The sequence below is a fragment of the Streptomyces sp. SID12501 genome, from assembly GCF_010550245.1.
Classification (GTDB): domain Bacteria; phylum Actinomycetota; class Actinomycetes; order Streptomycetales; family Streptomycetaceae; genus Streptomyces.
Genome location: NZ_JAAGLU010000002.1, coordinates 318,274 through 340,066 on the forward strand (window position 1 = coordinate 318,274; position 21,793 = coordinate 340,066).

At 68.2% G+C, this 21,793-nt stretch carries 17 protein-coding genes and 3 pseudogenes; 13 read left to right on the forward strand and 7 right to left on the reverse strand.

Annotated features, from left to right (window positions below; genetic code table 11):
• Positions 1-158: 158 nt before the first annotated feature.
• Positions 159-533 carry a hypothetical protein gene (locus G3I71_RS03185; protein WP_164312309.1) on the reverse strand — a complete coding sequence of 125 codons (375 nt, stop codon included), beginning with the start codon at positions 531-533 and terminating at the stop codon, positions 159-161.
• The gene (locus tag G3I71_RS03190; protein WP_239148828.1) at positions 530-4,765 is read right to left on the reverse strand and encodes a tetratricopeptide repeat protein; all 4,236 of its coding nucleotides are present in this window, start codon (positions 4,763-4,765) and stop codon (positions 530-532) included. Before G3I71_RS03190 ends, G3I71_RS03185 begins: the two co-directional genes overlap by 4 nt.
• 135 nt (positions 4,766-4,900) lie before the next feature.
• Between G3I71_RS03190 and G3I71_RS50805 the strand changes: the two are divergent.
• Positions 4,901-5,057 (forward strand): annotated as a pseudogene (locus tag G3I71_RS50805) (protein kinase); the annotation flags it as partial.
• Positions 5,058-5,357: 300 nt separating this feature from the next.
• Here G3I71_RS50805 and G3I71_RS03200 read toward each other — a convergent pair.
• A complete protein-coding gene (locus G3I71_RS03200) occupies positions 5,358-6,452 on the reverse strand; it encodes a DUF1152 domain-containing protein (protein ID WP_164312311.1) in 1,095 nt (364 codons plus the stop codon).
• Between the two features lie 81 nt (positions 6,453-6,533).
• Between G3I71_RS03200 and G3I71_RS03205 the strand changes: the two genes are divergently transcribed.
• Positions 6,534-7,274 carry a GntR family transcriptional regulator gene (locus G3I71_RS03205; protein WP_164312312.1) on the forward strand — a complete coding sequence of 247 codons (741 nt, stop codon included), beginning with the start codon at positions 6,534-6,536 and terminating at the stop codon, positions 7,272-7,274.
• 275 nt (positions 7,275-7,549) lie between these two features.
• Entirely contained in the window at positions 7,550-7,987 is a 438-nt protein-coding gene (locus tag G3I71_RS03210) for an ATP-binding protein (protein ID WP_164312313.1), read from the forward strand.
• 459 nt (positions 7,988-8,446) lie between these two features.
• On the opposite strand, the gene G3I71_RS03215 is transcribed toward G3I71_RS03210, so the two are convergent.
• Positions 8,447-9,280, reverse strand: coding sequence for a PIG-L family deacetylase (locus tag G3I71_RS03215; RefSeq protein ID WP_164312314.1), 834 nt, complete (start codon positions 9,278-9,280; stop codon positions 8,447-8,449).
• A gap of 516 nt (positions 9,281-9,796) precedes the next feature.
• Here G3I71_RS03215 and G3I71_RS03220 point away from each other — a divergent pair.
• The gene (locus tag G3I71_RS03220) at positions 9,797-10,156 is read left to right on the forward strand and encodes a cyclophilin-like fold protein (RefSeq protein WP_164312315.1); all 360 of its coding nucleotides are present in this window, start codon (positions 9,797-9,799) and stop codon (positions 10,154-10,156) included.
• Between the two features lie 27 nt (positions 10,157-10,183).
• On the opposite strand, the gene G3I71_RS03225 is transcribed toward G3I71_RS03220, so the two are convergent.
• The gene (locus G3I71_RS03225) at positions 10,184-11,029 is read right to left on the reverse strand and encodes an AraC family transcriptional regulator (RefSeq protein ID WP_164312316.1); all 846 of its coding nucleotides are present in this window, start codon (positions 11,027-11,029) and stop codon (positions 10,184-10,186) included.
• 618 nt (positions 11,030-11,647) lie between these two features.
• On the opposite strand from G3I71_RS03225, the gene G3I71_RS03230 reads away from it, so the two are divergent.
• Both G3I71_RS03230 and G3I71_RS03235 read left to right on the forward strand, forming a co-directional pair.
• Positions 11,648-12,403, forward strand: a complete 756-nt coding sequence (locus tag G3I71_RS03230) for an SDR family oxidoreductase (RefSeq protein ID WP_164312317.1) — start codon at positions 11,648-11,650, stop codon at positions 12,401-12,403.
• A 40-nt stretch (positions 12,404-12,443) separates the two neighbouring features.
• Positions 12,444-13,136, forward strand: coding sequence for a TetR/AcrR family transcriptional regulator (locus tag G3I71_RS03235; protein ID WP_164312319.1), 693 nt, complete (start codon positions 12,444-12,446; stop codon positions 13,134-13,136).
• A gap of 210 nt (positions 13,137-13,346) precedes the next feature.
• Here G3I71_RS03235 and G3I71_RS03240 read toward each other — a convergent pair whose 3' ends face one another.
• Positions 13,347-13,958, reverse strand: a complete 612-nt coding sequence (locus tag G3I71_RS03240) for a TetR/AcrR family transcriptional regulator (protein ID WP_164312320.1) — start codon at positions 13,956-13,958, stop codon at positions 13,347-13,349.
• Between the two features lie 98 nt (positions 13,959-14,056).
• Between G3I71_RS03240 and G3I71_RS03245 the strand changes: the two genes are divergently transcribed.
• From G3I71_RS03245 to G3I71_RS03270, 7 genes and pseudogenes are all read left to right on the forward strand, one after another.
• The gene (locus G3I71_RS03245) at positions 14,057-15,034 is read left to right on the forward strand and encodes an aldo/keto reductase (protein ID WP_164312321.1); all 978 of its coding nucleotides are present in this window, start codon (positions 14,057-14,059) and stop codon (positions 15,032-15,034) included.
• A 30-nt stretch (positions 15,035-15,064) separates the two neighbouring features.
• Positions 15,065-15,344: pseudogene (locus G3I71_RS50810) on the forward strand (site-specific integrase); the annotation flags it as partial.
• A 605-nt stretch (positions 15,345-15,949) separates the two neighbouring features.
• The gene (locus tag G3I71_RS03250) at positions 15,950-18,148 is read left to right on the forward strand and encodes a hypothetical protein (protein ID WP_343242829.1); all 2,199 of its coding nucleotides are present in this window, start codon (positions 15,950-15,952) and stop codon (positions 18,146-18,148) included.
• 5 nt (positions 18,149-18,153) lie between these two features.
• A complete protein-coding gene (locus G3I71_RS03255; RefSeq protein ID WP_203729155.1) occupies positions 18,154-19,776 on the forward strand; it encodes an ABC transporter substrate-binding protein in 1,623 nt (540 codons plus the stop codon).
• 37 nt (positions 19,777-19,813) lie between these two features.
• Positions 19,814-20,096, forward strand: a pseudogene (locus G3I71_RS03260) (nucleotide disphospho-sugar-binding domain-containing protein); the annotation flags it as partial.
• A 585-nt stretch (positions 20,097-20,681) separates the two neighbouring features.
• Positions 20,682-20,849 carry a hydrophobic protein gene (locus G3I71_RS50815; protein WP_164312322.1) on the forward strand — a complete coding sequence of 56 codons (168 nt, stop codon included), beginning with the start codon at positions 20,682-20,684 and terminating at the stop codon, positions 20,847-20,849.
• A gap of 169 nt (positions 20,850-21,018) precedes the next feature.
• The gene (locus tag G3I71_RS03270) at positions 21,019-21,369 is read left to right on the forward strand and encodes a PRC-barrel domain containing protein (protein WP_164312324.1); all 351 of its coding nucleotides are present in this window, start codon (positions 21,019-21,021) and stop codon (positions 21,367-21,369) included.
• Here G3I71_RS03270 and G3I71_RS03275 read toward each other — a convergent pair.
• On the reverse strand, positions 21,348-21,782 hold the full coding sequence (locus G3I71_RS03275) for a hypothetical protein (protein ID WP_164312079.1): 435 nt from the start codon (positions 21,780-21,782) through the stop codon (positions 21,348-21,350). The genes G3I71_RS03270 and G3I71_RS03275 overlap by 22 nt on opposite strands.
• Between the last annotated feature and the right edge of the window lie 11 nt (positions 21,783-21,793).

Consider the following 21,793-nt stretch of genomic DNA (forward strand, 5'->3'; position numbering starts at 1 on the left):
AGAGGTTGCTATTCGGTCCCTGAGGGTCGTGTGTCGGTCGTGGTCTGGCGAACACCAGACCACGACCGACACACGACCCTCTCCCGCGGACAGTCGCGGTCCCGGGTTCGTCGGGCCGGGCGGACCGGGTCCGGGCCGTCGGGCGACGCTCCCTGGGTTCAGGTTGCTGAAAGCTCGTCGGCGATGAGGTCCAGAAGCTGGTCGGGGGTGAGAGTGGCAAGGTCGACGGAGCGGTCTTCGCGGACGAGCCGTGCCGCCGCCTGCTGAGTCCTGAGCTGTTGGGCGCGTTCGATGAGCTCGCCGGCGCGGCGCCGTTTGTGGATACGGTCGGCGATGTCCGCGACCGCGAGCATGGCCGATGGAATGGACACGATCAGAGACGTCACCGCGACGGGGTCGACGCCCTTGGTGTCCGGATCGCTCGCCAGTTCCGCTGTTGGAGCTGGTTCGGGTTGGTAGCCCCAGCTCGAGGCCAACGCGGCGACACTCTTCCCGGCGGCTTCGACGTCCGCTCCGACAAACTCGATGATCATGATTCCTCGTTTCCGTCGTCGGTGGCATTCAGTAGCTCATCGAGCTGGTCAACAACGTCTGACAACCCGATCTTGGCGGCAGAGGCTCGGCTCGTCTGAAACACCTGTCGGGCCTGCCCTTGTTTACCTGCGACCAGCAGAAGTTGCCCCAACGTAGCCCCGACGACCGCGATGCCATCCGGCCGTTGAAGCTTCAGAAGGAGCTGAAACGAGGTGACCAGCCTCGGCACCGCCGCGTCGAAATCCTGGCGACTCAGATCGATTCGCGCAAGGTCCCAGTTGGCTGCCGCGATGCCGTCCATGTCGCCGAGCTGCTCATTGACTTCCAAGCGCTTGAGCTGCAGTTCGACGGCTTCGTCGACTTCGCCGCGCTGTTGGAGGATGTCGGCGATCTTTCCCCAGGCGACCGCGGCCTCGCGGGTGTCGCCGATCCGCTCGTACGCCGGAAGTTCGACCTCGCGGTGGATCCGCAATGCTTCGTCGACTTCGCCGCGTTGCTGGAGGATGTCGGCGATCTTTCCCCAGGTGATTGCGGTCGAGCTGGTGTCGCCGATCCGCTCGTACGCCGGAAGTTCGACCTCGCGGTGGATCCGCAATGCTTCGTCGACTTCGCCGCGTTGCTGGAGGATGTCGGCGATCTTTCCCCAGGTGATTGCGGTCGAGCGGGTGTCGCCGATCCGCTCGTACACCGGCAGGGTGACCTCGCGGTGGATCCGCAATGCTTCGTCGACTTCGCCGCGTTGCTGGAGGATGTCGGCGATCTGGCTCCAGGTGATTGCGGTCGAGCGGGTGTCGCCGATCCGCTCGTACGCCGGAAGTTCGACCTCGCGGTGGATCCGCAATGCTTCGTCGACTTCGCCGCGTTGCTGGAGGATGTCGGCGATCTTTCCCCAGGTGATTGCGGTCGAGCTGGTGTCGCCGATCCGCTCGTACGCCGGAAGTTCGACCTCGCGGTGGATCCGCAATGCTTCGTCGACTTCGCCGCGTTGCTGGAGGATGTCGGCGATCTTTCCCCAGGTGATTGCGGTCGAGCGGGTGTCGCCGATCCGCTCGTACACCGGCAGGGTGACCTCGCGGTGGATCCGCAATGCTTCGTCGACTTCGCCGCGTTGCTGGAGGATGTCGGCGATCTGGCTCCAGGTGATTGCGGTCGAGCGGGTGTCGCCGATCCGCTCGTACGCCGGAAGTTCGACCTCGCGGCGGATCCGCAATGCTTCGTCGACTTCGCCGCGTTGCTGGAGGATGTCGGCGATCTTTCCCCAGGTGATTGCGGTCGAGCTGGTGTCGCCGATCCGCTCGTACACCGGCAGGGTGACCTCGCGGCGGATCCGCAACGCCTCGTCGACTTCGCCGCGCTGTTGGAGGATGTCGGCGATCTTTCCCCAGGTGACTGCGACCGAGCTGGTGTCGCCGATCCGCTCGTACGCCGGAAGTTCGACCTCGCGGCGGATCCGCAACGCCTCGTCGACTTCGCCGCGTTGCTGGAGGATGTCGGCGATCTTTCCCCAGGTGACTGCGACCGAGTGGGTGTTACCGGCGTCGGTGAACAGCTGGCGGGCCTGGTGGAGCAGGTTCTCGGCCTGGTCGACCTCGCCGCGGGTGATCAGGCGGTTGGCGTGGTCGTAGAGGAGTGCGGCGTGGCCGGCAGGGTTGGTCCGCCGGTCGCTGGTCCGGGTCTGCTTGACGGCACGGTGGAGCAGGGTGTCGGCGTGGTCGCCGTCGCCGCTGGTGACGGCCGCGTCGGCGACGGCCCGTAGCAGGGTGACGGAAACCTCGTGGTTGTGGCGGTCGAGGAGGGTGATCGCGTGGTGGCCGAGCTCGGCGGCGGTGGAGGCCGGGCCTTGCCGCAGGGCGGAGACGGCCGTGGCGGCGCAGCAGGCGGTGATGGCCGGGTTGTCGGCGGCCAGGGCGAGTTGGGTCAGTTGTAGGTCCAGGTCGCTGCCGCGGGCGGGTCGGGGTGTGGCACCGCCCCACTGGGCGTACAGCGGTTCGGCGGCCACGGTGGCGAGGGCGGTCCGCTCGTCGGGGGTGAGGGGGGCCAGGCGTCCGGCCGCGAGGGCGTTGACGGCCAAGGCCGGGAAGTCGGGGCGGTGCTGGTCGGGAAAAGTGTCAAGGAGCCCGAGGCCGCACAGGCGGGACGCCGATCCGCCGACAGCGGCGGCGAGGATGTCGATGACGGGTTGCGGGACCGGGACGGTGAACAGGGTGCAGGCCCGCAACAGGTCGCGGTGGGCGGGCCCGGCCTGGTCGAGGAGGGTGTCGAGAGCCAGCTTCTCCAGGAACTCGCCGATGTCGGAGTTGTCGGCCGGGAGGTCACCCCGGTGAAGGTAGGCCTCCATGCCGGCGACAGCGGCCTCGGCGCGGGTCTGGTCGACCTGGCTGCTGTAGACCAGGCGCAGCCCGATGAGGTCCTGCAGCCCGGGGTTGCCGCAACTGACGTCCAGAGCCCGCTGGGCCAGGTCGGCGCGCTGGGTCCGGTACCCGGCCGGGGCGAGGTCCTGCTGGCGACGTTGGAGCTTGCGCTGGGCCGACGAAGACAGTGGCTGCAACTGGACCGGTTCCAGCCGGGCCTCCAGCCCGCCGAGAGTGAATGTGTAGCGGCTGGTGACCAGTATGCGACTGTCGGTGATGGTCGGGTCGAACGCGGAGAGCACGTCGGCGAGCACGGTGGCGTGCCCGGGGTCGACCTGGTGCGGGCCGTCAGGGTTGGCGGTCAGGATCTGTTCGAGATCGTCGATGATCAGCAGGAGCGGTTTGCGAACGTCGTCGAGTTCCTGGGCGCACGGTCCGGCCAGCAGATCAATCAGCAGCCATTTGAAGCGGTCCGGATGTTCGCGGACCTCGACGCGCCTCTCGTCGATGAGGGAGCGGGCGTCGGGGTTGGCGTCGACGGCGTCGGCGATGGCGTCGAGGATCGCCATCGGGGTGTAGTCGCCGAACACGACCGCGACGGCCCGGTTGGGGTGACGGTCGGCGATCCGGGCGGCCAGGCTCGACTTGCCCAACCGGCCCTGCCCGTGGAGCAGGACCCCGGCCTTCTGCCCGCCGCGCAGGGCCCGCAGCGTGTGCTGCATTTCCGGGCGGCGGCCGACGAACATTTCCGCGGCCGCGACCGGCAGCTGGTGCTTGCGGTCCAGGAACGTCTTGGTCACATGGTGCGGGGGCACCATCTGGCGCTTGCGGGTTCCCGCGACCAGCGGGCCACCACCGGTCGGCCCCAGCCACAGCCGCGCCAGGTGCCAGTCGGCGCGCAGGCGCTCATCGGAACAGGCCAGCAGGTGGCGGCGGGCGCCGGCGACGGCCTCGGCCACCTCGACACGGCGGCTGAGCTGCCGGTACAGGTGTTCGGCGAAACGAGTGGCGGCCTGGTCGCTGACCGAGCCGTCCCAGCCGATGACCGCGGGAATCCCGGCGGCCACCAGCCCGGTGGCCATCGAGTGCGCCACCCACATGCCGGGCTCGGCTGTCGGATCGCCGCGGTGGCCGGCGCCGGCGGGAACATGCCCGGCCACGTCGGCACCGGTGGCGGTCAGGCAGGCCGACACGAACGCCAGCCGCGGCCGAGGAGTCAACAGACCCACCAGCGCGTCCGCGCTCGTCGGACACCCGTCCCCGAGATCATCTTCCATCAGCAGGACGGGGGTGGCAGGCCCGTCAGGCCCCGAGCGCCAGTTGTGCAGACCGTGACACGACAGATGAACCACCGGCATCCCGCCGAGCTCGGACAGACGCAGGCCAAGATGCTCGGGATTGCCGGAGTCCTCGACAACGAGATCAAGGCCCGTCTCCCCGACGGCGTTGAGGATGGCCATCTCCTCGGCTTCGAAGTCCAGATCGTGCTGGCCCCGGGGTGCCGAGGCCATGAACGCCACCCCGAGCCGGTGCCCGTCCAGGGCCTGCGCCGGGCTCGGGTGACCGAGCCGACGTGCCACGGCGAACAGCTTCGGCGCCTCGGCGAGGAACCCGCCCTCGGGGGCGGCCAGCAACTCGTACGGGGCCCGCAGCAGTGCCCACGCCACCGCGGACGGTCTCGCCGGCGCTCGGACCTCGAACACCAGCGGGGCCGACGCCTCATCGAGCAGGCGCGTCAACTGGCCGAGGTCGCCGTCGAGCCACCGATACAACTCGCGTCCCACCGCGAGCAGCGCCTGCTCCTTGGAGCCGTTACGCACGGCATCCACATACTGGTCGGCGACGGCATTGAGCAGGTCGACGTCAGAGGTCTGCAACATCCGACGGGGACCGACCCGCCGGCCATCAACGACCAGCTCAAACCCGTTGGCGTCCACGACTAGCCCGGTAACCATGTGTCATCTTAGCGTTGCTGACCGCCACTCCAGGGCCTGTATGGCGGCTCAGCCATCCGATGGGATCCGTTCCGCGGCTGCCTCGTCCACTACGTGGCACCGGAGATCGCGGTCGGCGTTCTCGCCCCGGGGCGGCCTGAGCCGACGCATGAAGCCGAACGTCTACGCCTTCGGCGTCTCGCTGCTCATCTCCGCTACTGGCTGGCGGACCATCGAGTGCAGACCGGACCGCCCCTCGGCCTGGACAGCACTCCGGGTGGTCCGGTCGCGGAAGCCCTGATCAGGACCCCGGTGCCGATGGTGCCGGGGCGGTTGGCGGGCGCGCCGAGCGAGCACCCCCCCACGTGTGTTTCCGGCAACCCCTTGCTGGCCTCTGCCACGCTTCTTCCGTACGTCACGGCCATCAACTCGACCCGGCCTGGCCGTTGCTGCGCGCTGAGTGGCGGCGGCCCGTGGCCGCCAGCGCGCGCGGCCCGCCGTAGGCGGGCCGCCTTGAACCCGCGAAGAAGGTTGTTACTCAGATGGTGGCTGGGATGCGCCACAGTGGGGTCGAATACTGCTCCGGTCGGTTGTTGATGAGCAGTCGGCGCAGGTCATCGCGCTGTGAGCCGTTGAGGTTCAGGACCTCGGTGAGGTGGCGGAACGTCGTGTGAGTGACTCCGCGGCTTCGGGCTTCCGCCTCGAACTGGGCGAGCTGGATCAGCGCCGATTCGGCGTTGAACTTCGCTGGCCGTCGATCCTTGAGCCAGAGAGTCTTGTTGCGCTCGTAGTCGATTTCGGAGAAGCCGCAGACCTCGCGGCTCAGTGCTTCCACCTGGTCCAGGGTGGTTGTCGACATGATGGCGCGGGCCAACTCGTTGCGGCTCAACGCCTCTTCCAGGTCGACCTCGTGGACGGTCGGACTCTCGTCGGTGAGCGGGATGGGAAGTCCGGCGTCTCGGACCTCGCACGTGCCGCGTACGCCTCGGGCTGTTGCCGCGAGCATGCCTGTTGCCTCTGAGGGGTGCCATTCCAGGACCGGGCTGATCGGCTCCGCATCCTCAGCAGTGAAGGTGTGGACGAGGGGGCCGAGCATGCCTTGCAGGTCTTCGTGTGACAGTTCGCCGTCGAGGCCGGGGCCTGCGACCAACAGGCTTATGGGGGCGTTCACTTGGCCGCATGCTGACAGTGTCAGGGAGTCGGCGAGTGGGCTCTTCAGCGTCGGTTCGTCCCCTCGGGCCAGCACGTCGCCGCCGACGTCCAGGAGATCGATGGAGGTCGGCTGCAAGTGGGTGACCAGCTCTTCGAGTTGGCGCGTGACGCCCTCGGCGCCCTGCCCCGGGTCGAGCAGGGCAAAAGAGTGCGGAAGCTCTGCCGCTAGTCGAGGAAGCGTCGACCCTGCCGGGGCGTTCGGGCGGGATTCCGCCGGCACTGTCCAGACGGCCGGGGTGAGCGGTTCGAGGCCGGTGAAGTCGGCGGGGCCTCGGGGGCCCGGTACCGGGTCGATCAGCAGGCGGTCCCAGGCGTACGTGAGGATCACCGCCCGCTCGCTGTCGCCGTACAGGGCGGCGGCAAGCATTGCGGCGGCGACCGCGTCGCCCCCTCCGCCTGCTGCGACGATCAACCGCGTCATGGGACCAAGGGTACGGGGCGGCTCGTTGACCGATCACCCTATAGTGGCTAGAGGCTATGGCCACTTGGACGAGGAGGGGACATGCCTCAGATTGAGGAGGCGCAGCCGAAGTACCTGCAGATCGCGCACTTCATCCGTGATCAGATCCTTCGGGGCGACCTTCGGCCGGGGGACGAGGTTCCCTCGGAGCGGCAGTTGGCGGCGGTTTGGAAGGTATCCAGGCCGACGGCGGCGCGGTCGTTGGAGGCGTTGAGCCATCAGGGGCTCGTCGAGAAGCGGCAGGGGTCCGGCACGTACGTCCGCAGTCTGGAAGTGAACCGGCGGGCACGTGAGTTGTATGGGTGGGCCCGGCAGACCGGGAAGATCTACACACCCGGTGAGTACGCGGTGATCACGTCGGCCGGGTGGCTGGATGCCCCGGATCACGTTGCTGAGGCGTTGGGCCTGGTGAAGGACCGCCGTGCCGTGCATCGCCGGCGTGTGACCAACAACCAGGACGGGCCCATCACGCTGTCCACCTCGTGGTTCGCGCCGGACGTCGGGCGGAGGGCGCCCAAGCTCCTGGAACCGGAACGGATCCAGGAGGGCACCCTGATGTACGTCGAGAACATGACGGCACGGCAGGGAAGTTACGCCGAAGACCGCATGTGTGCCCGGCAGGCGACCGACGACGAGGTGGCGGACCTCCAACTTGAGTCAAGCGCGGCTGTCTTGATCGTGCATCACGTCGTCTTCGACCTCCAGGACCGGCCGTTGGAGTTCGCCGAGGCCACCTACCCGCCGCACCGCTGGGCGTTCGAGCAGGGGTATCCGCTCACCTGATGGCTCGTCGTTTCGGCGAACTGCTTGCGCGCCACAAGTGGCTAATGCCACTATCCAGTAAGTGGCTAAGGCCACTTGATCGGAAGAGGGCACGGAGTGATGAGTCGGCAGCCGGACCAGGGAGCGCATCTACCCTGCCGGAGTTGCCAGGGGGCGACTGGAAGCGCGTCGGTTCGCGTACGCCCTCGGCGCTTGCCGCTGCCGTCGACAGCACCCGTGCCACATCGAAGCGGCGCTGCCTCGACTGCGACGGCAGCGGCAAGGAGTGAGCGCGGATGGCTTACAGGATCGACCGTTACCCCTCCGAGGACTCACCACGGCTCGGAGCGATGGCCTTGCATCCGACCCCGGAGTCCGTCCCCCGGGCCCGACGCTGGTTCCGGAAGTTCATCGCCCCGTACAACCCTGCCTGCTCGGTCGAGGACTGCGCGCTGATGATCTCGGAACTGGTCACCAACGCGATCCGCTACGGACGGGCTCATGAACCCTGGGTCGTGCGGGTGGAGTGGTTCCGGGAGGAGACCTCGCTGCGGGTCGAGGTGCACAACCCGGGCTTCCCTGCGAACGTGCGGCTCCGGCACCCCGATGCCAACGACGCACACGGGCGCGGGCTGCTGCTCGTCGACTCGATCGCGGAGTCGTGGCACTCCGGGCCCAGTCACTTCGGCGGAACGGTGGTCTCCTTCGTGGTTGCCGATGCCTGGCCGTCGTGACGAGGGGAGTGCGGTCCGTCGGTAATAGGTCGGCGGATTCGTCGTTGGTCTGGTTGACCGGCTGGCTCGGCCGATCCAGGGGGCTGGCGGATGTTCGCGGGTCTGGCACGGCGCAGGTCCGGGGGGACGGCTGTCGGCCGGGTCGGACGAGGCGCTGCTGGATGTCGGGGTCGCGGACAAGGCAGGTGAGACGCCGGCCGCATGATTACCCCAGCCCTCGGCGGCCTGTCTTGATCGAAGCGGACCGCCGGGCCTGTGAACTGGGTTGTCACGCACCTTCCGAGTCAGCAGCCCGCAGGTCTCCCACCCGTGCGGTTGGCAGGTGGTTCGGGGACGAGCACGGTGTCGGGTCGGCAGCGCGGGCCTGGACGCGGGCTGCCGGAGCGGGACCCGCGTGGACAAGCCTCCGGGTGTGTGGCCCGCGCGAGGACCTTCCCGCGCCCCGGTCGGACGAGGGGATCAGCGCAGTCCGGCGAAAAGATCGTTCTCGGGTAGGGCTGTGCCGGTGGCGTCCTGGACACGTACGAAGGTTTCCGTGCCCATCAACTCGCCGAACCTCTCCTTGCCCATCTTGAGGAAGAAGATGTTCTCGCCCTGACTGGCGTGCGCGGCCAGCGCGTCGAACTTCTGGCCGCTGAAGGCGACGGTGTCCACCCACGTGGTGATCTCGTCGTCGGGGAGGCCGATCTCGGCCAGCGCGGCAACCTCGGCGGGATCCGGCTCCGGCATGTCCTCTCCGAACTCGCGCATGACCTCGCCGAACCGCTGCATCGCCGAGCGGGGCATCGTGGTCCAGTACACCTTCGGCGTGAGCGAGGTCATCTCCAGCGCCGCCATCGTGATGCGGTGGGCCTGTATGTGGTCGGGGTGGCCGTAGAAGCCGTTCTCGTCGTACGTGACGACCACATCAGGCCGGTAGTGCCGCATGAGTTCCGCGAGCCGGGCCGCGCCTTCCTGCACGGGGGTCTGCCAGAAGGATCCGGGGGCGTCGTTGCTGGGCCAGCCCGTCATCCCGGAGTCGGCGTAGTCCAACAGCTCCAGATCGCTGATCTTCAGGACGTCACGGCTCGCCTCAAGTTCTTCACGGCGTATCAAGGCGACCGCCGCCGGATCGTGCCCGGGGTCACCCGGTTTGACACCTCCCGGTCCGTCACCGCAACCGCCGTCGGTACACGTCACGAGAACTGTGCGGATGCCTTCCGCCGCGTACCGCGCGAGGACCCCGCCGGTTCCGGTGGCCTCGTCGTCGGGGTGGGCGTGTACTGCCATGAGCGTCAAGGGCCGGTCAGTCATGAAAGGCAGTCCTCCTGCGGAAATACGTCTTGGTCCAAGTAGCGCGGCGGGCGTACCGCGCTTCTGGGGCCCGGATCCTGGTGGGGCCCACGACCGTGTTGTCTCGGTGTTCCCCGCCCGTACGGCGCCGGTCCCTCGGTCGATGCAACCGCGTGGGCCGGACCGCCTGTTCCCGGCGCTGCCCATTGGTCTTCCAGACGTCGGCGTTTCAACGCCAACGAGGGGTACAGGCGGGCCAGTGGACGATCCCCGATTTCACCCCGTTAAGGGGAACTGGCGTAGGACCTGATACGGGCCAGCCGTAGCCGTAGCCGTAGCCGTGCCGGGCAAATGGCCGATCAGCCCCAAGGCCCAAGGCCCAAGCTCCAATGGTAAGTGGATCGACTTGCCGTCGGGATGGTGTGGAAGTTACGTTCGCGGGGTCCACGCCGAACCGAAGCGCGTACTCCGATGAACATGGCGTACGTGTCGGCCGCAGACGATAACTCCAACAACACCCCAGAGGGCAGAACCCATATGAGAATCCGACTGACCGCCGGAGAAACCGTCCTCAACGCAACCCTCGACGACAACGCGACGGCACGCGACCTCGCCTCGCTGCTTCCGCTGACGCTGCAGATGAACGACCTGTTCAAGCGCGAGAAGTACGGTCACCTGCCCCGGTCTCTCGCCGCAGGAGGCGAGCCGCGGTACAGCTACGAGATCGGCAACATCGTCTACTGGTCACCCGGTCCCGACATCGCGATCTTCTATGACCACGACGGCCAGTCCATCCCCGACCCCGGCATCATCGTCCTCGGCGAGATCGACTCGGGGGCCGATGCATTCAAGAAGTACGACGGCACGGTCGACGTCACCATGGAGGCCGTCGACTGATAACCCAGCCGGAAACCACCGGGATCGTCAACCAAGGAGAGGCGGGGAGACGGTCGTGGCCTCGCCGGTCGCGTAGACGGCCGGGGTGAGACCGGTGCGGTCGCGGAAGAAGCGGCCGAAGTTCGCGGGGTCGGTGAAGCCGAGGTGGACGGCCACAGCCCGGGCGTCCCACCGGGCACCTCCGAGCAGACGCCGGGCTTCCAGGAGGCGCCGCTCGTCGATGAGTTCACGTACCCCCTTGCCGGTGGCGTCCCGGGCGGCACGGCTCAGGGTGCGGACCGAACAGCCGAGCAACTCGGCGTAGTCCGCGGCTTGGTGCAGCTCGCGGAAGTGCAACTCCAGGGCGTCCAGGAAGCGCCCGTACCTGTCGGCACGGCCCATGCCGGCCGTGGCCGTGCCGATGGGGGCGATGTCCGGGGAGTTGGCCAGGCGCAGCAGCAGCGATTCGAGCAGGCTGCGCCGCAGGGCGTGGTGGATGTCGAGGGGGCGGCGCCCCAGTGCGCGGTGTTCGTCCAGGAGCTGGAGTGCCGTCTGCTGGAGCCAGGCGGTGTCGTCGGGGTGCGGGCTGAGCACTGCAGGGGCCTCGTGCGCGGTGAGCGGGGCCAGGAGACGGGCGAGGTCGGGCCGCAGCACGTCCGGTTCGAACAGGATGAACGGGCCGCGGGCCGCGCCGGGCGGATGCCAGCACTGCGCGTGCCCGGGACGCACCCACAGCCACTGGCTGGGGGCGACGGTCCGCGTGACGTGGTCGACGTCGTGCCGCAACTCACCCTCGGTGACCAGGATCAGGTAGTGGAAGGTGGCACGGCCCGGACGGGGCGGGTTCCACGGCCAGTCGTCGTGCTGGGCGAAGAAGTCCTCGACGGTACTCACCTCGAGGCCGTACGGAGTACCGACCGGGGGCTGGAAACCGTACAGCGGAACCGCAGCTGGTCCGGCCTGCCCGCTCGGCCTCGTCGGCCCGGAGTGTCGCTTGTCGACCATCACGTGTCCGCAGCCTACCGCCCCTCCGGTCGGCTTCGACGGAAGGATGGGACGTGCCACCGCGCCCGCGCGGCGCACCCTCCGCCTCCTTCGATGCCACAGTCCGTCACCGGGCCGAGCGGCCTGTCGACCCGCGCACCTACCGACCGTAGTGATCCTGCCGCTCTTCGACGAAGAGCCCTCCGGTCAGTCGCCGACCGCCTGCGCCCCGCAAAGCAGCTGGAGCACGCCGTCGGGCAGGACCACCTCCTGGCCGCGGACGCCGCTGCCGGCCCCGGGCGGCCGCCCGGAAGCGACTCGGCTCCACCATCCTGCGGGGCCGCCCGGCGGTCGGGAAGACCACCCTCGCCCGGCTCCTCGCGGACGGCAGCGACATGGCCTTCGAGCCGGTGTCGGTCACCTTCTCCCAATGGTAAGTGGATCGACTTGCCTTATGGGTGATGCGGGGGCTACCTTCAAGTGGTGAGTCCATCGACTTACCTCACGACTCGGCAAGGAACAATGAACATGAATCGTCTTGCGGGCAAGCGCGCCCTCATCACCGGCGGCACGAGTGGCATCGGCCTGGAGACCGCACAGCGTTTTGTCGCGGAGGGCGCCGACGTGCTGGTCACAGGCGTAACCCCGGCCAGCATCGACAAGGCGCGGCAGATCCTCGGGGACAAGGTGCCGGTGGTGCAGGCCGATGCGCGCGACCTCGATGCGCAGCGCGGCCTGGCGGAGCGGGTGCGTGAGCACTTCGGGGAGCTGGACGTGGCGTTCCTGAACGCCGGCGTCTCGGACTGGCGGCCGTTCGAGGACCACACGGAGGACAGCTTCGACCGGCTCTTCGACATCAACGTCAAGAGCGTCTTCTTTCTCACGCAGGCCCTGGTGCCCGTGCTGGCCAACCCGTCCTCGGTCGTCCTCAACGCGTCCAACAGTGCGCACGGCGGCTACGGGCAGTCGAACGCCTACGCCGCGACGAAGGCGGCTGTCGGTTCCCTGATGCGGTCGTGGAACGCGGACCTGCTCAGGTCGCACGGCATCCGGTTCAACGCGGTCAGCCCCGGCCCGGTGGACACCCCGCTGTACTCCAAGCTCGGGATCGAGGATCCCGCGCAGCAGACGGCGGTTCTGGAGGCGATCAGCTCCGGCATTCCGCTGGGGCGCATGGGTCTGCCCGAGGAGGTCGCGGAAGCCGTCGTGTACCTGGCCTCCGATGCCTCCGCCTTCGCTGTGGGCCAGGACCTTATCCTGGACGGTGGCCAGACCGTTCTCTGACAGCGAGGATGCGGCTGGGAGACGGGCGAGGGGCGTGGGTATGTCGGTGGCGGACCGTGACCGAACGGAAACCGGTGGCGATACGTGCCAGGCCGGGTATCACGCGCAGATCAAAGCGGAGAACCGCGCGCGCATCATCCGCGCCGCCCGCGACCTCTTCCTCGCCCGGGGATACGACAAGACCTCCCTGGCCCAGATCGCCCGAGAGGCCCGCGTCTCCACCGGCACCCTCTTCAAGCGGTACCCCTCCAAGGCCGCGCTGTTCGCGGCCGTCACCTCCGAGCAGTGGCAGCTGGACGTGCAGTACGCCGAACCGCCCCCGCCCGGTGATCCCCGGTACGGTCTTGACCACATCGGCCGCGACTACGCCTGCCTGGTCTCGCGGCCCGGCACGGCGGCGCTGTGCCGCCTCATCATCACCGAACTTCCCCAGATGCCGGAACTCGCCGACATCGTCGGCACCGGCTTCGCCATCGACCGCGGACCCTTCTTCGGCCGGCTCCGCGACTACCTGGACGCCGAAGCGCAGGCCGGCACACTCGACTTCCGTTCGGCCGACGGACAGACGCAGCCGGCATCCGCAGTGGCCGAACAATTCCTCGGCATGATCTGCGGCCAGCTCCTGTGGCCCCAACTCGTACGCACCGACTTCATCCCGCCCGACCCCACCGACACCACGATCGTGGACGAAGCCGTCGCCCTCATGCTCACCCGCTACCGCACCGGATCCTGAACCCCGGACGCGGCGGCTACTGCCGGCCGACCGCAGAAGCGTCGGACGCAGGGTGGAGGCCCGCCCTGAGCCGGCCGGCCTGTCGGAGGTCCTCACTCCACACCGATCGGCCGAGCGCTCGGGGCAGGGGGATGAGCAGTCCTACCTCTTCGACACGTTGGCCTACCGGCGGGCGAAGGATGCGGCCGGGCGGATACCGAAGTCGATCGATCAGCTCCCGGCTCCGTCGCCGGCGTCGCCTGCGGTGGCAGGGAACAGGCGTTGCACGGCAGTGACGACGGCGGCGCGGCGGGCTGCCGGGGAGGGGTCGCGGACCTGGTCGGCCGCCGCGTCCACGAGGTCGAGTTGGCCGGCCCAGGCCGTGGCGAGCTGGCTGACGAAGACGAGGATGTCGACGGGGTCCCAGGCGGGATCCAGGTGACCGGCCTCCTGGGCCTTGCGGAGCTGCTCGGCCTTTCGGCGGAAGGTTTCCCGGGTGACGGGGTCGGCGGCGGCGCCGGCGAGTTCCAGGCGTCCCCAGCTGATGAACCGGAAGCGGTCGGGGTGCCGGAGGAAGTAGTCGTGCACCCGCCCCGCGTATTCGGGCAGATCGGTGGGGTCCAGGCGGGTCGCCTCGAGGACCGCGGCCAGCTCCTGTTCGGCGACGAACCGGTAGAGCTCTTCCTTGCTGCGGAAGTACGCGTAGAGGCGTTCCGAGCTGGTCTTCGCGGCCTTGGCGATGCGGGTGATCCGTGCGCCGGCGATTCCGTACCGGGCGAACTCGGCCCGTGCCGCGGTGACGATGCGGTCGCGGGTCGAGTCTGCGCGGGTCGAGTCTGCCATGCCTGAAGACTACCCAACCAAAAAGGTCTGTTTGGCAAAGGCCGCCCGCAAGGCGTACGGTAAAAACAAACATTTTGGTTTGACCTGAGGAGCGCGTCATGCAGAACCGGACACTCGGCAGCCAGGGCCTGGAGGTCGCGGCGATCGGCTACGGCTCGATGGGCCTGACGATGGGCTACGGCCCCGGCGACGAGCAGGAGGGTGTCGCCGCCATCCGGCGCGCCCACGACCTGGGCATCACCTTCTTCGACACCGCCGAGCTCTACGGCTGGGGCACCGGCAACAACGAGGTCCTGCTCGGCAAGGCGGTAAGGGACTTCCGCGACGAGGTCGTGCTGGCCACCAAGTTCGGCTTCGCGCAGACGGAGCAGGGGCTGGGTCTCGACAGCCGCCCCGACAACATCCGTACGGTCACCGACAACAGCCTGCGCTACCTCGGCGTCGACCACATCGACGTCCTCTACCAGCACCGCGTCGACCCGGACGTGCCGATCGAGGACGTGGCCGGCACCGTCAAGGAGCTGATCGACGCGGGCAAGGTCAAGTACTTCGGCCTGAGCGAGGCCGGCCCGCAGACCATCCGCAGGGCGCATGCCGTGCAGCCGGTCTCCGTCCTGCAGACCGAGTACTCCCTGTTCGAGCGGGACGTCGAGCAGCTCTTCCCGGTCCTCGACGAACTGGGCGTCGGCTTCGTCGCCTACTCACCGCTCGGCCGCGGCTTCATCACCGGCACAGCCAAGCCCGCCGGCGAATACGACGTCACCGACATGCGCAACGTCGACTCCCGCTGGCAGCCCGGCAACTTCGAGAAGAACGTCGAGGCCGTGGGCAAGCTCGGCGACCTGGCCGCGACCAAGGGCATCACCGTCTCCCAGCTGGCCCTGGCCTGGCTGCTCACCCGGGGCGAGCGCGTCGTGCCGATCCCCGGCACCCGCAGCGTCCAGCGCATCGAGGAGAACGCCGGCGCCGTCGACGTCCCTCTGACCGAGGCCGACCTCGCCACGATCGACGAGATCCTGCCGCACGGCGGCTTCGGCGCCCGCTACTCCGAGGACCACGCGCCCGTCTGGATCTGAGTCCGCCCCGGGACCCGTCATCGGTATGCCGACGGCTTCCGGTTCTACGGCCTTCCCCACACCGGACACACCCTGTCGACGCGGTCAGGCACCACGCTGAAGGACGCGATGGTCCGCGCCGGCCAGTCCTCGGAGAAGGCGGCGTTGATCTGTCAACACTCCGACGACGATCGACAGCAGGAAGTTGCTACCGGACGGACTCGACGCGACCGCGCGCAAGGCACGTCAGGAAGCTGCTGCCGTGCCAGATGAAGACGCCATTGATCCAGACGATCAACGTTCCGGCACGAATCTGGCACGCAGCGAATAACTGACGACGACAGCAAAAAGGCCCGGGTCGCTGACCTGGGCCTTTGTCATGGAGCGGGTGACGAGAATCGAACTCGCACTCTCAGCTTGGGAAGCTACGGCGCTTGGGCGGGTGCAGGACTGCTGACCTGCGCTGATTCGTTGTGCCGGCGTCGTCGCACGAGCCTGATCGCACCGCTGTTGACCGTGGTTGTCCGCTCTTACGGGCACGCTGTGGGCACGGGCGCCACCAGCAACCGGGCTGCACAGTGCACAGCCCCTGCACCGATCAGCCGCATCTTCTCTGTGGCTGATCCCGAGCGCCGGTCGCGACCGCACACACCGGGAGCCAGCAGGTGGACCACGTCGAGGGCCGGTCCCCGCTTGCGCCCCGGCGTTCTCTTGTTCACATCCAGTCCCGTCGTGGTCTGTCGCGACACCGCCGGCGGAGCACTCGGTTTCGGGGGCGAACGGGGGCGTCGGGACGGTGCCCGCAGGGCGTAGCGCCACATTGTGCACGATCACCAATCTTCTTTCACACAAACACTGTTGTCCCAGCAGAACATGTCATGTTCCACTAATCTTCCTGCGCCGTGACGATCACTGCTTCTGGGCGGGGAGATGCCCGTGAGGGAATCCGTGTGTGAGGATTTGGGGTTCGAAAAACTCCTCGAAGAGGACGGTTTCTTCGCGCACCTGCTCGGGCGGTCACCGTCGGGCGCTGGTCGCGAACTGCTGTACGGCCCCGACCTCCCGGTGGTGCTGCTCACCGGCGGCCCGGGCATGGGCAAGGGACGGCTGTTACGCGTGGTGCGGGACCGTTTCGCCCCCAAGGTGCCGGTGATCCTGCTGGACTGCGGCTCGCCGGTGTACGCGGACCGGGCGGGGCCGGAACCCGGCGCCCGTTCGGCCGCGACCGAGGCGCTGGTCGAGGCCGCCCGGCGGTTGTGCATGTGGCAGGGGACAGGCGGGCCGTTCGTCTTTCCCCGGCTCTTCACGGGCCTGGCGGTGATCGCGACCGGCGTCGCGAACGCCACGCCCACCACGGTCGCCACAGAGATCGCACGGTACGAGGAGCTGCCTCAGAGGCGGCGATTCGGCGGCCTGGCAACGGGCGAATTCTGGAAGGGCGTGTTCCTTGGAGCCGGCCGTAACCTGCTGACGACCCTTTCCGGGCAGGTGCTCGATCCGTTGGCGGCCTCCGTGAGCACCGCGTTGCTGGACGCCGTGTTCGCGAATCTGGCGCCAAGTCTGGCCCCACGGGGCAGGGCGGAACTCGCGCGGACCTACGGCGCGTATCCCGGCGCGGTCGGTAACCCCAAGAACGGGCTGTACGACCTCGCCGAGGACTTCCAGGCCGGCGGCGAGCAGCGGAAGTTGGCGGAGAGCTTCCTCTTCAGGGCGCTACGGGAGGATCTTGAGGCGGGGTACACGGGGGCATCGGCCTGGCTGCGCCGCGTCGGACGCCCGGGACTGCTGCTGGACCACGCCGAGTCACCGCTGGGAGAGCAACTGCTGAGCGGCGTGCTCACCGACCGCCGGGGCGGGCAACGCGACCGCGTGGTGATCGTGGGCACGGCACGCAGGGCGGACGGCGGAGCCTTCCTGTACGAGGGGTTGTCGTCGCAGGAGGTGCTGCCCCCGGCGGTGTTCCGGCCCGTCGGCGGCGTACCGCCCGAGTCGTCCCGGAGCCCGGATCCGGACGAGGGCAGGGCGCCGCTGGCCGACGGGGTGCTCCTCCTGCGCATGCCCCTTCTCACCGATGACCAGATGCGTGAGGAGACCCAGCGAAGACACCGGCGCACGGAACCGGAGGGCAGCGCGAGCCGCCGCCGTGTCGATGCCGCCGTGGCGCGGCTGAGCGGCGGACGACCGCACACGGTGATCCGGCTGGCCGCCGCTGCCGGCGCCTTCCGGATGCCGACGGACGCCAATGACCGGGACATACTGGATGCCACGCTGCGACGCCCGGGCGACGGCGACGCCGCCGCCGGCCGAACGGTGGTGGACGTCCTGCTGCGGGAACTGATCCTGGACCAGCTGCCGGTGAAGTTGCCGATCGAGCACCACGACCAGTGGCTCGATCTGCTCATCCACCTGTCGGTGGCCCATGACGAGGAGTGCGCGGACGTCCTGCTCCGTCATCATCAGGCGGGCCGTGTCCACCGCTTGGCGGCACATGAAGTCTCCCAACTGCTCACCGACACCGGGTGGCCCAGCTGCGAACGGCACTTCATAGGGGACTTCGGACTGCGCCAGCAGCTGGTGCACCGGTTGTACGGGCTACGCCCCGACGGCGCCGCCTGGTACGCCGACCACCACCTGCTGCGGGACCACTACGCCGTACGTACCGGGGACGAGGGTGTGCCGGGCGGCGGGGCGTTCCGTTCGGTCCTCGCGCACCGGATGAACCACCACCTGGTGTCCGGGGGCGTGGACGACGTGGTCCGCCACCTGGCCGCCACGCTGCCAGGCCGCCCTCAGGAATGGTGCGCGGAGCTGCTGGAGATCGCCCAGGCCCCGTATCCGGGCGGGGCGGACACCCGCCGGAAGCGTGCCACGGGCGAGGTCACGGTGGACGGCCCGGCGCTGCGCCGCACGGTCGACCAGCTGCTGCACGCGGTGTGGCTGTGCGAGGAGCGGACCAGGCCGACCGGAAAGGAGACGGCCGGCACCTTGGCCCAGCTGCTGAAGGATCTTTCGAAGATGGACTTCGACGGTGCCGGGCAACTCGGCAGGACAGCCACCCACTGGCGTGAACTGGCCGAGAACGAGAGGCCGTTGCTGCGCTGTGCCTGTACCGACCGACTCGGGCGAAGGAGTTAACGGGGATGCCCAGATGGAAGAAGATCCTCTACGTGCTGCTGGGCGCGGTGACGATCGTGGCCCTGGCCTTGTACAGCTGGTACGCCCTGACCCGACCGGACACCTGTCACAAGGGAGTTGACCGGATCGGCGGCGAGTGCGTCGGCGTCAGCAGTGACGGCTACGACTTCGGCACCCCGGAGATCCGCGACGTGGCCCGGGCCATCGCGGAGGAGAACGAGAAGATCGAGGGGCAGCCCTACGTCACGGTGGCGATGATGCTGCCCCTCCAGTCGGACAGTCCGGCACTGCGACGGCAGATGCGCAGAGACCTGCAGGGCGCGTATCTGGGCCAGTTGGAGGCCAACGAGGGCGAGGGGGAACCGCCGAGGATCCGCCTGGTGCTGGCCAACCCCGGACAGGATTACGGGCACCAGTCCACGGTCGTGGACACCTTGCTGCGCATGGCCGACTCGTCAAAGGACCGGTTGCGGGCCGTCACCGGCTTCAACCTCAGCCTCGTCGACACGCAGGACGCCGTCAAACGCCTGACGGAGCACAAGGTCCCGGTACTCGCCTCCCGGATCACCGGGGACCAGATCGCGAACCAGGACGGGGCGGACGGGATGACCAAACTCCAGTACCCCGGCCTGGCCAGGATCATCCCCACCAACTACGAAGCGGCCCAGGCGCTGTCCAACTTCAACGGTGAACGGGGCCGGGAGAACCGCAGGACGGTGCTGGTCTACGACACGCGTCCGGACAGCTACGACGAGTCGCTGGCCAAGGCGTTCTCCGGGATCAAGGAGAAGGGGCCGGCCGGTCCCGCCGCGATGCCCTACGAATCCCCGGGGATTGACAAGGCGGGATCGAGCGGTAACCAGTTCGCCCAGATGGCCAACAACATCTGCGACTCCGAGGCCGACACCGTCTACTTCGCGGGGCGCACGCTGCACCTGCGGATCTTCGCGCTCAAGCTGGCCCAGATGGTCTGCGAGAACCGGCACTACACCATCATCAGTGGTTCCGACGCCGCCTCGCTGCGGGAGGACATGTCGGCGAAGGACTGGGCGCAACTGCGCGGCGACGAGGGCGGGCAGGCGAAAGTGACGGTGCAGTACGCCGCTCCCGCGCACCCTGCCGCCTGGAGCACCGAACTCGCCGCCTGGCGCAAGAAGTGGGACGCGACCCACGACCGCGAGCCCACCGCGGACGAGCTCCCCCAGTACCTCACCGAGCCCAAGGCGGCCCTGGACAGCCTGAACAAACTGATCAGGACCACGCGCGACAAGGGGACCGATCTCGGCTCCACCCCGGACCTGCTGGACTCCCGGACGATGCTCGTCTACGACGGCCTGGTCACCATCGGCACAGCGCTGCATCAGGTGCAGAGCGGCGGCGCCGAGAAGGTGCCCGGCCTGGAGGACGTCGGCCGGGAATGGCCCCAGCTCCAGTCCCGCCACCGGGTGCAGGGCACGAGCGGCCTGATATGCCTGACCAGCGGTGGAAACCCGTACGACAAGCCGGTCGCGGTGGTCGAACTGGATCCGGGCCGGAAGGGCCTTGGCAAGCTGAAGTTCGTCGGCCTTGGCTGGCCCACCGGCCGGGAACAGCCGAAGAACTGTGTGATCCCGAGCCGCACCCCCTGAGAGGTATCGGGAGCGGAGCGCGCCCGTCGCGTCGGCGATGGTCCAGTCCAGTAGCGCAGGCCTCGCGGCCGAGGGCGACGACGCCGGCACCGACGGGGACGGTGCCGCACACCTGCTGCTCCTGCGGCTGGCCGCGGTGGTCCACCACACCGGGGCATGGGCCACGGCGGCCGCGCTGCGGGCCGGAGTTCCCGTGGTGACCGTGCCGGTGACCGCTGACCAGCCGTTCTGGGCCGGGCGGCCGCCCGCGATCGATGCAGTCCCCGATCCGGTCCATCACCGCCGAACGGCTCGCCGACGCGCTTGACCAGGTTGTGCGGTGGCAGACCTCCACACGGGATGAACAAGGTGAAGCTGTGACCACGGACAACTGAGTGGGCTGTACCCGCAAGGCATTCGTGCCCTCCGCATGCCCCATCCTCGAGCGCGACACGTGCCAGAAGACGCGGGAGAGCCCGCTCGGGTAAAAGCCCCAGGCCGAGGGCGATGGGGGTCTGGAGCCTGTCGGGCAGCGCCTGCGCCAACACCGTGATTGCTACTTCGGCGCATTTATGGTCCCGGTCGGTCATCAGGTGAAGGGGAGACCATGAACGACCTTTTTTGCGGCCCGTCCGTAGGTGGGCCGAACCATGAAGAGGCGGTGGAGAAACGTGCAGCTGAGGAATTCAGTGACGGACGGTAGTGCGGTAAATGTCACAGCAGGGCAACAGACTCAACTGGAGCGGGCTGAAAGGATTTGACGGGGGCACTCGGTTCTTCGCGGCACTGATGGGTGCTGCTTCCTGAGGGAAGGAGAAGCTCGTGTATATAGGTCTGGGTACTGTCGTCGTCATCATTGTCATCGTCGCTGTCGTCATGATGCTGCGCCGCCGCTGAACCGTGCCCCTCGTGGCGCATGAGCAGCCATGACCTCGAAAAAGTGGAATCAACATGGCTGTGTTGACTCTTTACTTCTCCTCGCCCTGATATTGGGCGGCGCCCTATTCGCCCTTCACGTTCTGTGGTTCCTGCGATTCGTCTCCCGGAGTACCGGAACCGGTGGAGCGAGGAGGGGCCGCTGGTACCGCTGGTGAGTCAGCTGCGCGTACCGTCCCTCGCGTTGGTCGTCGTGCCTACGGATGCGTAGACCGAAAATAAATTGTGTGGGACGGGAAACGGTGGGCACCCGACCCACCGAGGGATGCCCACTGAGATATCTGACGGGCTTCCTCGGTATTCACGTACGACAAGGGGAGGTTTTGTATGACGGACAATGTGTGGGGTTACCCGGCCGAGATGGGCCACCAGACGGGGACGGACCTGACGGGATTCAAGGTCGAGGCGAGCGACGGCTCGATCGGCAAGGTCGACAAGCACTCCGAGGACGTCGGGGCCGCGTATATCGTCGTCGACACCGGAGTGTGGATCTTCGGCAAGCAGGTTCTGCTTCCTGCCGGTGTCATCTCGTCCATTGATGTCGCGGAGCGGACGATCCATGTCGGCCGTACCAAGGAAGAGATCAAGAACTCCCCCGAGTTCGACAAGGACAAGCACGTCGGTGACCCCGGTTACCACGAGCAGGTCGGCGGCTACTACGGAGACCGCCGAGCCTGAGCTTGACCGTCACTCCGCAGCACACGAGGGCGGGCACCGGTGTTCTGCCGGTGCCCGCCCTTCGCCGTGCCCGGCAGTCCCACCCGGTGGCCTGGACGCCCGCACGGTCCGGGATCCTCTACGCCTACGTCTACGGCGTCGAGGTCCGAATCGTCGCCGGCCGTCGGGGTACCCGCGCCTGACGCCCGCCCTGCGCGAGGAAGCGAGAACGCCGTGAGCGGGCGCCAGCAGGACGTCTTGCCCTGCACGCCGAGGAGCATCGACTCCAGCTCCAGGACGTCGCTGAGCGGCGAACGGGAGAAGAGACGGCCGTTCGGCTTGAGGCGCCCGGCCTTCTCGGACAGCCGGCCGAGCGCGGCCTTGGAGTGATCGGTGGACACACCCAGGTCGAACATGACCGGGTCGGATCGCACCGCTGTCCACC

What these genes read in the sequence shown, in the direction of transcription:
- G3I71_RS03185 (WP_164312309.1), bottom strand. Translation starts at nt 533, where the DNA reads ATGATCATCGAGTTTGTCGGAGCGGACGTCGAAGCCGCCGGGAAGAGT.
- G3I71_RS03190 (WP_239148828.1), bottom strand. Translation starts at nt 4,765, where the DNA reads ATGTTGCAGACCTCTGACGTCGACCTGCTCAATGCCGTCGCCGACCAG.
- G3I71_RS03200 (WP_164312311.1), bottom strand. Translation starts at nt 6,452, where the DNA reads ATGACGCGGTTGATCGTCGCAGCAGGCGGAGGGGGCGACGCGGTCGCC.
- G3I71_RS03205 (WP_164312312.1), top strand. Translation starts at nt 6,534, where the DNA reads ATGCCTCAGATTGAGGAGGCGCAGCCGAAGTACCTGCAGATCGCGCAC.
- G3I71_RS03210 (WP_164312313.1), top strand. Translation starts at nt 7,550, where the DNA reads ATGGCTTACAGGATCGACCGTTACCCCTCCGAGGACTCACCACGGCTC.
- G3I71_RS03215 (WP_164312314.1), bottom strand. Translation starts at nt 9,280, where the DNA reads ATGACTGACCGGCCCTTGACGCTCATGGCAGTACACGCCCACCCCGAC.
- G3I71_RS03220 (WP_164312315.1), top strand. Translation starts at nt 9,797, where the DNA reads ATGAGAATCCGACTGACCGCCGGAGAAACCGTCCTCAACGCAACCCTC.
- G3I71_RS03230 (WP_164312317.1), top strand. Translation starts at nt 11,648, where the DNA reads ATGAATCGTCTTGCGGGCAAGCGCGCCCTCATCACCGGCGGCACGAGT.
- G3I71_RS03235 (WP_164312319.1), top strand. Translation starts at nt 12,444, where the DNA reads ATGTCGGTGGCGGACCGTGACCGAACGGAAACCGGTGGCGATACGTGC.
- G3I71_RS03240 (WP_164312320.1), bottom strand. Translation starts at nt 13,958, where the DNA reads ATGGCAGACTCGACCCGCGCAGACTCGACCCGCGACCGCATCGTCACC.
- G3I71_RS03245 (WP_164312321.1), top strand. Translation starts at nt 14,057, where the DNA reads ATGCAGAACCGGACACTCGGCAGCCAGGGCCTGGAGGTCGCGGCGATC.
- G3I71_RS03255 (WP_203729155.1), top strand. Translation starts at nt 18,154, where the DNA reads ATGCCCAGATGGAAGAAGATCCTCTACGTGCTGCTGGGCGCGGTGACG.
- G3I71_RS50815 (WP_164312322.1), top strand. Translation starts at nt 20,682, where the DNA reads ATGACCTCGAAAAAGTGGAATCAACATGGCTGTGTTGACTCTTTACTT.
- G3I71_RS03270 (WP_164312324.1), top strand. Translation starts at nt 21,019, where the DNA reads ATGACGGACAATGTGTGGGGTTACCCGGCCGAGATGGGCCACCAGACG.